At 48.7% G+C, this 15,828-nt stretch carries 10 protein-coding genes; 7 read left to right on the top strand and 3 right to left on the bottom strand.

Annotated elements, in window-relative coordinates; genetic code table 11:
• Positions 1–106 precede the first annotated feature (106 nt).
• Positions 107–1,771, top strand: coding sequence for an alpha-glucan family phosphorylase (glgP, locus tag LQ567_RS21710; protein ID WP_231007902.1), 1,665 nt, complete (start codon positions 107–109; stop codon positions 1,769–1,771).
• 116 nt (positions 1,772–1,887) lie between these two features.
• On the opposite strand, the gene LQ567_RS21705 is transcribed toward glgP, so the two are convergent.
• The 3 genes from LQ567_RS21705 to LQ567_RS21695 all read right to left on the bottom strand — a co-directional run bounded on the left by LQ567_RS21705 (position 1,888) and on the right by LQ567_RS21695 (position 6,880).
• On the bottom strand, positions 1,888–3,273 hold the full coding sequence (locus LQ567_RS21705; RefSeq protein ID WP_231007901.1) for a sulfatase: 1,386 nt from the start codon (positions 3,271–3,273) through the stop codon (positions 1,888–1,890).
• A gap of 143 nt (positions 3,274–3,416) precedes the next feature.
• Positions 3,417–5,531: a polysaccharide lyase 8 family protein gene (locus LQ567_RS21700; RefSeq protein ID WP_231007899.1), complete on the bottom strand. Its 2,115-nt coding sequence runs from the start codon at positions 5,529–5,531 to the stop codon at positions 3,417–3,419.
• 101 nt (positions 5,532–5,632) lie between these two features.
• Entirely contained in the window at positions 5,633–6,880 is a 1,248-nt protein-coding gene (locus LQ567_RS21695) for a glycoside hydrolase family 88 protein (RefSeq protein ID WP_231007897.1), read from the bottom strand.
• Between the two features lie 680 nt (positions 6,881–7,560).
• On the opposite strand from LQ567_RS21695, the gene LQ567_RS21690 reads away from it, so the two are divergent.
• From LQ567_RS21690 to LQ567_RS21670, 6 genes are all read left to right on the top strand, one after another.
• Positions 7,561–10,689: a SusC/RagA family TonB-linked outer membrane protein gene (locus LQ567_RS21690; protein WP_231007896.1), complete on the top strand. Its 3,129-nt coding sequence runs from the start codon at positions 7,561–7,563 to the stop codon at positions 10,687–10,689.
• Between the two features lie 20 nt (positions 10,690–10,709).
• On the top strand, positions 10,710–12,317 hold the full coding sequence (locus LQ567_RS21685) for a RagB/SusD family nutrient uptake outer membrane protein (RefSeq protein WP_231007895.1): 1,608 nt from the start codon (positions 10,710–10,712) through the stop codon (positions 12,315–12,317).
• 52 nt (positions 12,318–12,369) lie between these two features.
• On the top strand, positions 12,370–13,308 hold the full coding sequence (locus tag LQ567_RS21680) for a DUF5017 domain-containing protein (protein WP_231007894.1): 939 nt from the start codon (positions 12,370–12,372) through the stop codon (positions 13,306–13,308).
• Positions 13,309–13,436: 128 nt separating this feature from the next.
• The gene (locus LQ567_RS21675; RefSeq protein WP_231007893.1) at positions 13,437–14,975 is read left to right on the top strand and encodes an alpha-L-fucosidase; all 1,539 of its coding nucleotides are present in this window, start codon (positions 13,437–13,439) and stop codon (positions 14,973–14,975) included.
• A gap of 55 nt (positions 14,976–15,030) precedes the next feature.
• Positions 15,031–15,393, top strand: a complete 363-nt coding sequence (locus LQ567_RS26335; protein ID WP_394800430.1) for a glycoside hydrolase family 16 protein — start codon at positions 15,031–15,033, stop codon at positions 15,391–15,393.
• 15 nt (positions 15,394–15,408) lie between these two features.
• Positions 15,409–15,819 (top strand): glycoside hydrolase family 16 protein, encoded by a 411-nt coding sequence (locus tag LQ567_RS21670; protein ID WP_394800429.1) that lies wholly within the window; start codon positions 15,409–15,411, stop codon positions 15,817–15,819.
• Positions 15,820–15,828: the final 9 nt, after the last annotated feature.

Here is a 15,828-nt window from a genome sequence, read left to right as displayed (position 1 = left end):
ATGGCGGTTGCTAATGTGTTTTATCCACACATTTATTAACGCTGTTGTATTTTATAATGATTTCTTGGTATAAATCACTTATTTTGCTAACCGTTAAATAAAGTGTATGAGTTTTGAAAATTTTAAGGTACCCTACGAGGTCGATAAGAATTATGAAAAAAAGGTTGCTTATTTCTCAATGGAGTTTGCCATTCATCAGCCATTAAAGATTTACAGCGGAGGGCTGGGCTTTTTGTCGGGCTCACATTTCCGCAGTGCCTATGAATTGCGGCAAAACATGATTGGTATTGGCATTTTATGGAAATATGGATATTACGACCAGGAACGGAACCAGGACCAAACCCTGGATGTGGCCTGGAACGAAAAGCTGTATAGTTTCCTGGAAGATACGGGCATCAAATTCCAGATCATGGTGCACGACGCGCCGGTTTGGGTAAAAGCCTGGTACCTGAACCCGGAAACGTTTAAAACCGCCCCCTTATTTTTACTGAGCACAGATCTGCCGGAAAACGATTATGTATCCCAAACCATTTCCCATAAATTGTATGATGCAAATGTGGCAACAAAAGTAGCGCAGTTTATTCTCCTGGGTGTGGGCGGTGCCAAATTGATCGACCTGCTGGGATTCAATCCGGAGCTTTATCACCTGAATGAAGCACATGGTCTTTCTGCTGCATTTTACCTGTACCGCAAGTTTAATAAAAACCTGGAGGAAGTTAAAAAGCGGCTGGTATTTACTACGCATACACCGGAAGAAGCGGGCAACGAAAAGCACGATATCTATCTCTGCCATAAAATGAGTTATTTCTGTGGGCTAAGTGTAGACGAGGTAAAAGCGCTCACCCGCGATTATAGCGACCAGTTTAACCACTCACTGGTAGCATTGCGTTTTGCGCATGTAGCCAACGGGGTATCAAAACTGCACGGAGAAGTATCGCGGGAAATGTGGGGGAAATATGAAGGGATCTGTCCCATTGTATCCATCACCAATGCGCAGAACTGGAACTATTGGGCCGACAAACAAATGTATAAATTTAAGGATGTAGGCGATGACTATGGCTTCGACGACCGTAAATGGTTTTTGAAAAAAAGAGCCTTCGAAATAGTGGCCGATCAAACGGGTAAGTTATTTGATCCTAAAGTGCTGACCATTGTATGGGCCAGGAGATTTGCAGGATACAAACGGGCAGGCCTTATCGCATCAGACCTGCAACGCTTTAACCAGCTGCTGAATAATCCGCAGTTCCCGGTTCAGATCATTTGGGCTGGCAAGCCTTATCCCATGGACTTTCCGGCTATATCGGAATTTAACGAACTGGTGCACCTTAGTAAGAATTATAAAAATGTGGCGGTACTCACCGGCTACGAGTTGGGATTGTCGAAACGGCTGAAACAAGCCGCGGATATATGGCTGAATAATCCCCGGGTACCAAGAGAGGCATCGGGCACCAGCGGTATGACGGCGGCAATGAATGGTGCGGTGAATTTTTCTACAGATGATGGCTGGATCCCCGAGTTCATCAATCACGGTCATAACGGGTTCGTGATCCCTAAAGCGGATTACGCAACTATGCATACTTATGAGCAGGATCAGTATGATCTCAACAAGCTGTATGAGATCCTAACCGGTCAGGCCATTCCGTTGTATTACCAGGATTATGGTACCTGGCGCCAGATTATGAAGAATGGCATGCAGGATGTACGCTGGCAGTTTGAAAGCAACCGTATGGCCCACGAATATTATGCGATGATGTACAACGCCAATTATTAGAATACCGTTAGCATATTTTTTTAAGCCGCTTTCATAACAGGAAAGCGGCTTTTATATGCTGTAAAACGGGTGAATGCCCTGTGGGCACCGGGCAAATGCCTATGGACGGAGATGCTTTATGGATACTTGCGCTCCATATCCCTTCCTTTAGTTTCCATTTTATGTTTCATGATCTGGTTATAGCCACCAAAAGAGCTGCCCCAGTGTGGGGTTTGCAGGCCTTTTTCCCATTGCTCCAGTTGCTGTAAAAGATCTTTTACGATTGGGGGATGCTGTGCTGCCAGGTTGCGGGTTTCAGAAATATCCGCCTCCAGGTCAAAAAGGAGGATAGGGTCCGACTGTACGCGGATCAGCTTCCATTTGCCGGAACGTACAGCGGCAGCAATACCTCTGCGCCAGAACAATGCTTTATGTGGTGTTTTTTCTGTGTTGAGGTAGGGCAGGAGGTTAACCCCGTCCAGTGCATAGGATGCCGTTTGTTTTGCATGGGCGGCTGCCAGTGCAGTGGGCAGGATATCCAGGGAGATCACCGGCTTGTTGTAAACCGTATGCGCGCGGATATGCCCGGGCCATTTCATAATGGTGGCCACCCGGATGCCGCCTTCCCATTTGGAGCCTTTCATGCCGCGCAGGAGGCCATTATCGGAAGCATTGTTGGTGGCGCCTCCGTTGTCGTTAATAAAGAAAACAAGCGTATTGTTTTCCAGTCCCTTTTCCTTAAGTGTGCGTAGCACCGTACCGATACCGGCATCCATCGAACTCATCATGGCGGCATAGGTTTGCCGTTTTTTCTCTTTGATAAAGCCAAAACGCTCCAGATCCTGTTGCTTTGCCTGTAAAGGTGTATGAATGGCATTATATGCGAGGTACATAAAAAAAGGCCGACGTTGATTTTGATCGATAAAATCAACAGCCCGTTGTGTAAACATATCCGTAAGATAGGTAATGTCTTTTTCGGGTACGATGGTTTGGTTATCATACAGTGCAAAGGGTTCTTCCCTGGTCTCTTTGAAGGGAAAAAAATCCCGGTGCCCTTCTTTAAAACCATAGAACTCGTCAAACCCCCGGTTCAGGGGAAAGTACGCGCTGGTATTGCCCTGGTGCCATTTACCGATGGCAATGGTACGGTAGCCGTTGGCTTTTAGTTCATCGGCGATGGTTTTTTGATTCAGGTCCAGGCCCATATCCGCTTCCGTGTAGCCTGGGGACGGTTTGCCGGACATATTGTGTTCGAACCCGAACCGCTGTTGGTACCGCCCGGTAAGGATGCCCGCTCTTGAGGGCGCACATACAGACGCCGATACATAGGCGTTAGTGAACCGTACTCCTTCTGTTGCAAGCGCATTGATATGGGGTGTGGGAATTTGTGTACCGCCATAGCATCCGAAGTCGGCATACCCGCCGTCATCACTGACAATTACAAGAATATTGGGCTTTTTATTTGGCTGGGCATTGACGTGCAGGCAAAGGAAAAGCCCTGCCATCCATAAAACGATTTTCATTGTTGTGTGTATTACTGTGCGCATGATCTTTTATATAAACCGCCGGTGAATCATCGGCAATGGCCCTTGGGTGTATGATTACAAATGCAAACAGATCTGTTCCAATGTCAAAAGCGCAACGCGCAATTGCGGTATGCGCTTGCTTATTCCACGAGTAACGATACTGACTGACCGGCATAGGGTCCCTTGGGTAAGGGAACCGAAAAATCTTTTTTAATTTTTGAGGAGGTAAACGATAACGGAATGGCCTGTAATTGTTGTGTAGGATCCGCTACATGGAGTACCGCCTTTCCGGAAGGCATATTCCGTACCTGTACGATACAGGGCTGGGCAACCGTTACCGTTATGTCGTTGAGTGTAACGCTGCCGGGTTTATAAAAAACAGCCTGTAGTATTCCCAATTGCTGCTGTGCTACGGCCTGCAGGTCTGCAGTATTGGAAAGAATCCGTACCGCTGCCGGGTTATACGATCCTGTATTGTTAGCACCGATACCCGGAACCACTATATAAGAATAGGAAGCATCCTGCGGTTTGCTGTTATGATCGAACCAAAGTTTAAAAACCTTCCCGTTCACCGTGCCCTTCCGGGAATAATTGATCCGTGACCAGTCTCCGGATTGTTCCTTGTTTGAAATCGTGATCGCTGAAGGTTCTGGGAAGAAATAGGCAATACTGTCATGCCATACCCAGCGCGGGTGCACAACGGTGCGTGATGGATCCAATGTACGGGAACGGCCGTTTTCATTGATGATCACAGGCCCATTAGCCCAGGCCTGGTTGATAGTTGTAGTGATGGGTTCCGGGGCATTGCTGTGGATCTCGGCGCCCAGGCAAACCACTTCATTATCGAAAAAGAACCAGGATTTTTTTGCGGTTACACTATCATAATTAAGCGTGTAGGCCGTTACGCCGTATAAACTGTCTGTTACACCCCCGGTAAAATCCGTGCTGCCGTAAACACCCCAATCCGTTTTCATCACAACAGCAGTATCATAATCGCGGGCCGTTACACCGGGGATCTTGTCCCATTCCCAGGCCGGCATAATATTGAGGTATTCGTTGCCGCGCCGTACAAGGTTTACAGATCCGTCGGGGAGTACCGTGCCCAGCATGTTTTCCCCGTTACCGCTTTCCGTGCGGATGGTGCGGCGGGAAACCGTGCGTACGTTGAATGAATAACCTGGCCGCAGATGCAGGGTATAGTCGCCCCGCCAGAAATACGTGTGGCCGGGTGTGACCTGGTAGGACGGCGGTTCCTGTTGCAACAGGCGTGCTTTGATGGCCGCAAGCGCTGTAGCCTGCTCCGGACTTACAGCCAGGATATGGCTAAACAGTCCGGCTACATCATTATTGTCTACAATTTTTGTTTTATCCAGTGCATTGGGCCGGGAGATGCCCCGTCCTTCTACATTGTAGTCGATACCGCCACCCCGTAGTGTTCTGGCAAAGCTGTTAAAAAAGTAGTGATCCAGCAAGGTGTGTTTTTCCCGGGGGATAGCATAATGTGTTCCCGCAAGCCAGGCCGCAACCCGGTAAGAGCCAATCAGGAAAACCAGTCCATAGCTCGAGATCTGCAGCTGTTCTTTATGCTGGAGATAGGAGTAGTCGTTTTGCAATCCTTCCTTTGTGGTAAAGGAGATGGGCTGAAAGGCCTCATCCACGGCTGTCTGCATCAGTTGTGCATCCTGTAGTACAGCTGCGCGGCAGATATAGTGAATGGCGATATCCAGTTTATTGGCACCGGTAAACGCCGAAGGAGGCCGGGCGGATTCCATTACTTTTAATACTGAATCCTGTAAGGCCGGCGGCAGCTGTTTTTTTCCGAACTGGAGCATGGCAAGGATCTGCCCCAGGTGTTGCGGTGTATTGATGTCGTTATGCCACCAGTTATTACTTTTCGGACGGATACGGCACCAGTATTGAAGCCCGTTACTGATAGCGCGGAACAGGGTTTCATCGCCCGCATAAATGCTGCGCGGATTGCAATACCCCGCTGCAAACAGCCGGATACGGTCGAGATGTGCGGTTGGCAGCCACAGGGTGGCCGAACGGTCGTCATACCGGATGTCCGGCCAGCTTCCATCGTTGTTCATATTGGCTTTATAGGCCAGTATACCTTTGGTTACCTGTGCGTCGGAGGTTTCGTCAAATACTTCCTTGCTGATCCGCGCCAGGATGGTCGACATTTCGTTCTGGGCTACAACCGGTATACACCTGGCAAGCAGCAGCAGCAACAGAACGGTTATTTGTTTGCTCATTTTTTGTGCAGATTTTATGCAATTGCCTGCAACCGCGGCCGGCGCAGGAGTAGCTCCGGTGTAATCCCGGGGTACGGTTGCGCACACAAAATACTAATAAATTAATTCATGTTTTTAAACCGCAGCAATGCCTCCAGAAAATAATAGTCGGCATAAACCAGTGGCACATCAATTTCATTGCCATGCGGAATGCTGCCTACGGAATGTTTCAGGAGGAAATGACTATTCGTGCCGGGGGCTGCCAGGTAGGCCGGACTGCTTAATGACTTCAGGATCGCTATGGCAAAGTTCTTGTACCGGGTGCCGGCTTGCCCCAGGTATCCCTGCATTTCCAGTAAGGCCGAAGCGGTAATTGCCGCAGCGGAAACATCCCTGGGTGTATAGGTAAAGACTGCCGGATTATACTTCCAGTCGGCTTTATAGCCGGGTTGTCCCACATTAAAGTCCCAGTAGGGAATTTTGTCTTCAGGCAGGTTCGGATGATCCATAAAGAAATCGGCCATCTTTTTTGCGGTATTGAGGTATCTTTTATCTTTTGTTTCGCGGTACATCAGCGTAAATCCATAAATTCCCCAGGCCTGGCCACGGGCCCAGGTAGAGTTGTCGGCAAAGCCCTGGCAGGTTTGCTGGTGCAGCATTTTCCCCGTAAGAGTATCATAATCCACCACATGATAGGAGCTGTAATCCTTACGTACATGGTATTTCATGGTTGTTTCGGCATGGTTGATGGCCACTTTTTTAAACACGGGATCACCGGTTACTTTGCCGGCATAGAACAGTAATTCCAGGTTCATCATATTGTCGATGATCACGGGGAAGAACCATTCGGTTTTGCCATCCCATGATTTGCGGTAGTTCCAGGATTTGATCGACTTTACCACCGGACTGTAACGGGTAACCAGTGAGCGCGCCGACTGAACCAGGATCTTTTTATAGGAGGGGTCAGGTGCAGACTTTAATGCGTTTCCATAACTGCTGTACATCATAAAACCGATATCATGATGCCGGGTGTTGTATTGATTGTTTTCGAGACTTTCGGTCCACTCAATAGCGGCTTTCTTCCAGGGGGCTTTGCCGGTAGCCTGGTAAACATTCCATAAACAGCCGGGCCAGAAACCGCCGGTCCAGTCATCAACGGTGTCATAATGCACACTTCCGTCCGGGTTGCTGGTCCTCGGGTATTGATGCAGGTCTTTTGCGATGGCCAGCATATCGGTATACTGGCGTTCGGCCAGTTTAAAAACAAAATCAAAATCATTCTTTCCCGGTTTCTTTTGAGCAGCACCACATAATGCACACAGGTTAAAGAGTAATAGCAGTGTAATACTTCCACATTTTTTGATAAACATAGTTCTGTATTCGATGATTAAAAATTACGTCAGCAAACAATTGCAAGCAACGGATGCTGCAAATTGCGGAATGATTTTGGAGAACAGGGGGGATATCTTATCGAAAAGGGGGTAGAAATATATTTTCTTTTGCCGGTGGCCATTGAAGCACAGAAAGACGGAAGAAGCAACATGCATTGTTGCACAGCGGATGGATACACATTAAGGAATGCAAGGGGGAACGCGGGGAGCAGTATTAAATTGATGTACGCCATTGCGTATCCTTCGCGGTTAAACCGCTTCTTCATGATTTCATTTTACCGCAATGGACGCGAGGGTCACGCAAGGGATATCTCCCACAACGGCTTTCATTGCGATCGTTGCGGATGCCTGGCGATCTTCGCGGTAAATCAGAACCGCAATCAGCGCATCTGCGGTAATCCAATCATCGCTACTTTTATATGCCAACCATTTCTCATAGCGATCTTGCGGCACTTTGCGTGTGTTGCGTTTAATGCTTCAATGCTTCAGCGGCGCTTTCCGATAAAAAAACACCCCCATTTTGAGATATTTGCACCCCTTGCAAATAAAAGGGGAAACCTAGGTTTGCGTAGAAATGACTGGCCTCCTTGGGTGGCTCATAATGATTGCAGATCGTTTAGAAGACTATTATTATACTATCAATTAAAAAATCGTTGCTTATGATGCGTTGTTTGCTGGCATGGATGCTGCTTATGGGAGTAACCTCTCTGAGCGCACAGCAGGTGAAGGTTAGCGGTACGGTTACAGGGGCTGATGGACTGCCGCTGTCGGGCGTATCGGTAAAAATTAAAAATTCCCAGGGTGGAACCACAACCGATGCAGACGGCCGGTATGCGATCGGGCTTCCCACTGCTGAATCGGTGCTCCTCTTTTCTTTTGTAGGGTATACCACACAGGAGCTTTCGCCTGGATCCGCGGCTGTTTTAAATGTGCGGCTTCAGGCGGCTGATGCGCCCGGGCTGGACGAAGTGGTAGTGGTGGGTTATGGAACCGTGCGGAAAAAAGATCTGACCGGCTCCGTGGGAAGTGTCAATGTGAGTGATATGAATAAAGCACCCGTGCGCTCATTTGACGAGGCCCTGGCCGGCCGTGCAGCCGGCGTACAGGTTTCATCAAATGATGGTCAGCCCGGATCGGGGATCAGCATTGTAGTGCGGGGGAATAACTCCATTACGCAGGAAAATTCCCCGCTTTATGTAGTGGATGGCTTTCCCATCGAAAACCCGAATAACAACGTGATCAATCCCAGTGATATTGAGTCTATCGAAGTATTGAAGGATGCATCGGCAACCGCCATTTACGGTGCGCGGGGTGCCAACGGGGTAATCATGATCACCACCAAAAAAGGAAAGGAAGGACCGCCGGTACTTCAGCTGGACGTTTCCTACGGGTACCAGGATCCCACAAAAAGGATGAACATGATGAGTCCGTATGAGTTTGTAAAGTATCAGCTGGAACTGGATACCACATCGGTTTCCAGCGGAACGGTACTCACTCCCAAACAGGTTTACTTAAGCGATGGTAAAACCCTGGATAGTTATAAGAGCATAACAGGTACCAACTGGCAGGACCTGGTAATGCAACGGGCACCCATGACCAATTATAATGTATCACTCAACGGCGGAAGTAAACAAACAAAATATGCCGTTTCAGGGTCCTTGCTGGACCAGGGCGGGGTACTGATCAATTCCGGCTATAAACGCTACCAGGGTCGGGTGATCCTGGACCAGACGGTTGGCCGCAAACTCAGGGTGGGCATCAATACCAACTATAGTTACCTGATGCAATCGGGCGTAAGTCCCAGCCAAACACCTTCTTCTTCCACCAGCACCATCTTTGCTTCGGTATGGGGCATGCGGCCGGTATCACCGAATGTAGACGGAAGCCTGGAAGACCTGTTTTCGGACCCCAGTATCGACCCCACCAATGATTACCGGGTGAACCCGGTGATCAACTTAAACAACCTCGTGCGAAAGAACAATACCAAGAACCTGAGCGCAAACGCCTACGCAGAATACACCCTGCTTCCGGGTTTGAAGCTGCGGGTGAGCGGAGGCCTGAACGATAACCTGCTGCGTCAGGAACAATTCAATAATTCCAAAACACAATACGGACATTCCGGTACACTGGATGGTGTAAACGGGTCGCTGACATTTGCACAAACAAATTCCTGGGTGAATGAAAACATTCTTACCTGGAGTAAAGTGAAAGGCGATCACTCCATAAATGCCGTGGGCGGCTTTACAGCACAGGGTGGTAAAACGTCCATATATGGTATGCGTGCTACCAACCTGCCTAATGAAAGCTTAGGGATCAGCGGATTGGATGAAGGTACTTTTCAACCCATTACCGCTCGCAGCTCGCTCTGGAGCATGGCCTCATTCCTGGGAAGGGTCAATTACAGTTACCGTTCCAGATACCTGCTTACGGCATCGTTCCGGTCAGACGGCTCTTCTAAATTTTCCGAAGAAAACCACTGGAGTTATTTCCCCTCGGGTGCTTTTTCCTGGCGTTTTTCAGAAGAGAAGTTCCTAAAGGATAACGAGGTTTTATCAGACGGCAAGATCCGGGTGGGCTATGGGGTTACCGGTAACAACCGTGTAGGTGATTTCTCCTATTTAACCACGTTTGGATTGCCGATCGGAAGCGGGTATGTATTTAATAACAGTTTTGTGAGTGGAATTGTACCCACGGCTTTAGGCAACAGCGACCTGAGATGGGAAACCACGGGGCAAACGGACCTGGGGCTCGACCTGGGATTATTTAAACAACGGGTGTTGTTAACGGTGGATGTATACCGGAAGAAAACAACCGATCTTCTGCTGGACGCCAGCTTGCCCAATTCTTCCGGTTTTAATTCTGCCTATAAAAACATCGGCAGTGTACAGAATGAAGGACTGGAAATTACCCTGGAAACCGTGAATATGCGAAAGAAGGATTTTTCCTGGACCAGTAATTTCAATATCTCCTTTAACCGCAATAAAGTACTGGGACTTTCGGAAAACCAGGAGTCATTGCAAAAAGCCATCGCCTGGGATAACGGCTGGTCGTCTACCTCCGCCTATATCGCCCGCCTGGGAGGCCCGCTGGGACAGATGTACGGATATATCTGGGACGGCGTATATAATTATGATGATTTTGACCGCACGGCATCCGGCGGGTATGTGCTGAAAGACAATATAACCACCAACGGAAATACAAGAGATAAGATCCAGCCGGGAGATATCAAATACCGCGATATTAACGGAGACCTGAAAGTGGATGCCAGCGATTATACGGTGATCGGCAGGGGATTGCCCATTCACTACGGTGGGTTTTCCAACAATATCACCTATAAGAATTTTGATTTGAATGTGTTCTTCCAGTGGTCCTATGGAAATGATGTGATCAATGCCAACAAACTCATGTTTGAGGGCCGGAATGCTTTATCTTTTAACCAGTTTGCATCTTATGCCGACCGGTGGAGTGATGATAATACCGATTCAAAGTTGTACCGGACAAAAGGCTATTTTGGCGGAGGCTATTCTTCCTACCTGGTGGAAGACGCTTCTTATCTGCGGCTAAAAACGGTGGCACTGGGATATAATTTCAATAAAACCGTATTGAACCGCATCCGGATAAAAGGACTGCGCGTATATGCTGCGGCACAGAACCTGATTACCTGGACCAGGTATACCGGAATGGATCCGGAAGTGAGCGCCTATAATTCGGCCCTAACACCCGGGTTTGATTTTTCTACCTATCCCCGTTCGCGTACCATCACCTTCGGGGCAAGGATCACATTCTAATATTTTAAAAACTGGATTGTATGAAAGTTATCTATATATCATTCTTAGTGGTGTTGGCAGCCGGGTTGGGTGGCTGTAAGAAATTTTTGAACACCAAACCCACCGATGCGCTGACCGGTGAAGAATATTACAGCACAGAAGCAAAGCTGATCAATGCGCTGGCCGGCGTTTATGATAAACTGGGGTCGGGTAATCTTTATGGAGACTACCTGTTTTCGGAATGGGATGCCTGTACGGACGATTCTTATTATGCGCGGTCGGCTACTGCAACCGGAATTACGGTATATAATTTTGATTTCACAAACGACCGCATCCGTAACCTTTGGCAGGATTGTTATATCGGCATTGAACGGGCAAATCAGCTGATCGCCAATATCAACATTCCTTCCATGAATGAGGACAAACGTGCCGTGATCCTGGGCGAAACCAAATTTTTACGGGCCTATTATTACTTTTTGCTGGTAACCCGTTTTGGCGGTGTGCCGCTGGTATTGCAACCGGTTACCTCGCCCAATAACCTGGATATGGCCCGTACGCCGGCAGGCGAGGTATACGGCCAGATCCTGAATGATATGAAGGAGGCCGAGGCGGTATTGCCCTTATCGTCTACATTAGGCTATCCCAGCCGTATCTCTAAAACCGTGGCGGAGGGCATACTGGCGCGGGTGTGTTTGCATATGGCAGGATTCCCGTTAAATGATCAGTCGAAATATGCAGAGGCACTCAGCTGGGCAAAAAAAGTAAAGGAATCCGGGGAACATGCATTGAGCACCGCCTTTAATAATACCGTAGCAACCAGCGCCTATAGCCAGATCTTTATCAATCACTCGCAGGATATTTACGATGTAAAGGAAAGTATGTGGGAGGTGGATTTTAAAGGATTTAACGGAGACGGGTATAACGAATCGGGAAGGGTGGGCAATACCCTGGGTATTACGATGACCAGCGCCACTTTTCAAAACGATAGCGGGTACTGCTATGGATTTATAAAGGGCACGGGAAGATTATTTAAATTATATGGTAATGGCGATCAGCGGAGAGACTGGACCCTGCAACCATACAGCTATAACGGCACTACCGGTGCACGGGTGCCCATTGTAACCAATGCATCTAATATGTACAGCCGGGACGCTGCGAAATGGAGAAGGTCCTATGAAAATCTGCGGCCCAAGAATAAAAATTACGGACCTACCAATTTCCCGCTGCTGCGTTATTCGGATGTGTTGCTGATGCTGGCAGAAGCGGAGAATCAGGTGAACGGTCCAACGGCAGCGGCTTATGAAGCCATAAACTGGGTACGGAGACGGGCGTATGGAGTGGCCTTGTCAACACCGGATCCGGTAGCGGATGTACCTGGCGGATTGTCTAAAGATCAGTTCCAGCTTTTTATTGAAGATGAACGTTCCCGTGAACTCTGTTTTGAAGCACTGAGAAGACAGGACCTTGTACGCTGGGGAAAATTTGTGCCGGCGATGAAAGCGATGAGCGCCGATATGGCATCGAATGGCGGTGGGGTGGCCTATGGGGCGCTGGGCGGAAAAAATGTAACCGATCGAAACCTGCTTTACCCCATACCATCCGGCGAAATGGCGCTGAATAAAAAGATGGTGCAAAACCCGGGATGGTAACGGCGGCATTGACCGGCTGATATTTTATTTCATATTGATAAACTAAAAATTTATGCGAATTAATATAATAACGGTTGCGTTGGGTATGGCGGTGTTGGCGTCCTGCAGCAAAAAAATGGATCTGCGTGCGCTGGACTTTGATGTGCATACAGACAGCCCTTCCTATACGGCTGGCAGCCCGGCCACTTTCCGGTTTAACGGCAATCCTGATAACATTACTTTTTTTTCCGGTGAAGTGGGCAAGCGGTATGCATTTAAAGACCGCACTGCTGCTGCAGGCATTCCGCAGCTGAAGTTCAGCACGGCATTAAACGGCGGTGTACAACCCAATTCGCTGGCATTGATGATCTCTTCGGATTTTGGAGGGAATGTTACCAACACATCCGACCCATCGGCCATAACATCGGCCAGCTGGACGGATATCAGCAGCCGGGCTGTGTGGGCTGTTAATGGTACCGCCGTTGCCTCCGGTACTGTGGATCTGTCAGACATTGCATCGGCCGGGAAGCCGGTATATATTGCCTTTAAATACACGGCAGCAGCGGGCAGCATTCAAAACAGATGGACCATTACCGGGTTCTCGCTCCGGAATCTACTGAACGATGGTACGGCTTATACCATCGACACCCTGCCTACATTTGCTACGGTTACCAATTATGGGAATACGGGCAATGTGCCGGGATGGGCCGCAAAAACAGTTGCGGGTACGTTCCGGTGGACGCTAAGTGCCACAAATCTTGTAATAGCCGGAGCTACAACCGCCGCCGCAGCTACCGATGCCCTTGAAGCCTGGGCCATTACCGGACCGGTAGACCTGAAGAAAGTGACACCGGATGCAGGTGTCATTGTAAAAACGATGGCCAACACGGTACCTGCATTTGGATACACCTATGCCAATGCCGGTAATTATGAAGCGGTATTCCTGGCAGGCAATGCCAATGCAGACGGGCAGAAGAGCACAGTGAAAACGATAACCGTTCAGGTGCAATGACCGGAAGGCTTTGCAAGGTGATAAAAAGGAAGTGCGCTGCATCTGACAGGCATCTGTTTAAGAAAAGCCTTGCGCGGCCTGCGTCAACCGACACAATTATTGAAACCTCTTAACAAGCAATCGTCAATATGAAGAAACGGATCTTATTATCTGTCCTGTCAATGCTCTGGTACAGCGCAACGCTATCGGCGCAGCAAAAGGAGCAACAGGAAGATGAAAAAGTAAAAATGGAGCATGCACAAATCGGTATTACGGAGGATCTGAAAACATCTTATAAGCGCACAGCGCACCCGGATGCACAATGGTATCCGCAGGCCGGCTTTGGAATGTTTATTCACTGGGGCATTTCTTCTGTAAAAGAGCTGGATCTGTCCTGGCCGATGATGGCGGGCACACAGATCGGCTGGAGTTCCAACAAACCATCGCAGGATTCGGTAGACCGGTTTATTGCTGCCGGTGATTTTTTTGCGGGGCATCGCTGCAAACTCAACGGCACCTGTGTTACCCCCAACCAGTACTGGGAGCAGGCAAAGGATTTTAACCCGGGATCCTGTAACCCCGATGAGTGGGTGAAGCTGGCCCGGGATGCCGGCATGCAATACGTGGTGCTGACAACCCGCCATCATGATGGATTTGCCCTGTGGCCCAGTAAATACGGTGACTTTAATACCCGGAATTACCTGGGAGGCAGGGATTTTGTAAAAGAATTTGTAACTGCCTGCAGGAAGTATGGGCTGAAGATCGGGTTGTACTACTCCGGCCCTGATTGGCATTTTAACCGCGCATTCCAGAGTTTTTTGTATTATGGGGTGGGAAGGGATTATCAGCGCGTACCATCGGTGGATGCAGATCTGAAAATAAGAACGGCTGTTGCAACAGCTGCCGAAAAGCAGCAACATTATGAAGCGGTGGCTGCTTATATTAAAGGACAAGTAGAAGAGCTGCTGACGAATTACGGCAAGATCGATATGATCTGGTTTGATGGCTCGGCCGATATACCGAAAGGGAATGAAGCCTGGAAACATTGCATTTCCATGGAGCGGATTCATCAATTGCAGCCGGGCATTGTGGTAAGCCCGCGGTTTTTTGGGTATGGCGATTATAAAACGCTGGAGGGAGATAAATCGCTGCCCGCTGTGCGGCAACCCGGATGGGCCGAATTATGCGCCACCATTGCAGAGCCGGGCTGGGGATACACGAGAGCTCCGTTAAAATCGACCGCCTATGTATTGAACCAGCTGGCTGTTTGCCGCTCAAACAACGCTAATTTTTTATTGAACTTCGGACCTACAAAAGACGGCGTCTTCTCCGGCGAAATGATCAGCCGCCTGCGGGAGATCGCCGGGTGGATGCAACAAAATCATGCCGCAGTAACCGGAGCACAACCGCTGGATGAAGCGGAACAGGCTTCGGTACCGGCCACTGCCCGCGGCCGTCACCGGTACCTGTTTGTAATGCCGCCGGTTCCGGGTAAATTAAAGGCACCGGTGTTGCCGCTAACGCCGGCAACCGTTACCTTTAAAACAACAGGTTCCGTAAAAGCAGTTACCATTTTGGGTAAAAACACGCCGGTTCCATATACCGTCAGCAATGGGGTGATTATGATTCAGGTATCGGCCGGCCTGAGGTCGCAGAACGGGGATGTTATTGACGTGGCGTTAAAATAAAACCGGTAAAATTGTATTAGAAATTCCGGTATATGAAAAGGGAACCAGGATATTATTGGTTTTTGCTCAGTGTCCTGTTGCTCATCGCCTGCAAAAAAAAAAGGGTCTGAGCTCCTTAACGCCTGTTGCGAAGCAGGATGGCTATCGGCTTGAATGGTCAGACGATTTTTCCGGTCCTAAGCTGGATGCCGGCAATTGGTACCACCGGTATCCGGGTGTGCGGCATGATGGGTTTAACGACAGCACAACCGTATCTGTAAGCAACGGTAACCTTTTAATAAACGTATATTCAGACACGATCGGTGGTATTGTAACGCATCATACAGGTATGATTGCTACGAAAAGAGAATTCCTGTATGGAAAATTTGAAATAAAGGCAGCCTTTGTAAATCAATCCGGATCCTGGTCTGCCTTTTGAGTGCAAAGCCCTGTAATGGGAAACCCGGTTGGAAATCCGCAACAGGCAGGAATGGAGATCGATATCGTGGAAACCCTTCCAAAAGATGGCAGGGTATATCAGAGTCTTCATTGGGATGGTTATGCGGCTGATCATAAAACGGCAGGCATAAAAACAGCCGATCTGGGCGCTAATAGCGGCAGCTATCATGTTTATACCCTTGAATGGTCACCGGAGTTCTATAAATTTTATGTAGATGGCCAGCTCACCTGGACCTATACCGCCAATATAGCTCAACGGAGTGAGTTTATCATATTAAGCTCAGAAGTAAGGAATGCGGCAGCCGGCTCCTGGGCGGGACCAATCGTTCCGGGTGGCTATGAAAGCAGGGAACATACCAATACGGTTATGAAAGTGGATTATATAAAATATTACAAAGCCTTATAAAGGGCGGGG

It is taken from the genome of Niabella pedocola (assembly GCF_021044425.1).
Lineage (GTDB): Bacteria > Bacteroidota > Bacteroidia > Chitinophagales > Chitinophagaceae > Niabella > Niabella pedocola.
The sequence above is the reverse complement of the archived record's forward strand: the minus strand, read 5'-3'. Positions and strand labels throughout refer to the sequence as shown.

Excerpts from the sequence above, each read along its gene's own strand:
- glgP (WP_231007902.1), top strand. The coding sequence starts at position 107 with ATGAGTTTTGAAAATTTTAAGGTACCCTACGAGGTCGATAAGAATTAT.
- LQ567_RS21705 (WP_231007901.1), bottom strand. The coding sequence starts at position 3,273 with ATGAAAATCGTTTTATGGATGGCAGGGCTTTTCCTTTGCCTGCACGTC.
- LQ567_RS21700 (WP_231007899.1), bottom strand. The coding sequence starts at position 5,531 with ATGAGCAAACAAATAACCGTTCTGTTGCTGCTGCTGCTTGCCAGGTGT.
- LQ567_RS21695 (WP_231007897.1), bottom strand. The coding sequence starts at position 6,880 with ATGTTTATCAAAAAATGTGGAAGTATTACACTGCTATTACTCTTTAAC.
- LQ567_RS21690 (WP_231007896.1), top strand. The coding sequence starts at position 7,561 with ATGATGCGTTGTTTGCTGGCATGGATGCTGCTTATGGGAGTAACCTCT.
- LQ567_RS21685 (WP_231007895.1), top strand. The coding sequence starts at position 10,710 with ATGAAAGTTATCTATATATCATTCTTAGTGGTGTTGGCAGCCGGGTTG.
- LQ567_RS21680 (WP_231007894.1), top strand. The coding sequence starts at position 12,370 with ATGCGAATTAATATAATAACGGTTGCGTTGGGTATGGCGGTGTTGGCG.
- LQ567_RS21675 (WP_231007893.1), top strand. The coding sequence starts at position 13,437 with ATGAAGAAACGGATCTTATTATCTGTCCTGTCAATGCTCTGGTACAGC.
- LQ567_RS21670 (WP_394800429.1), top strand. The coding sequence starts at position 15,409 with ATGGGAAACCCGGTTGGAAATCCGCAACAGGCAGGAATGGAGATCGAT.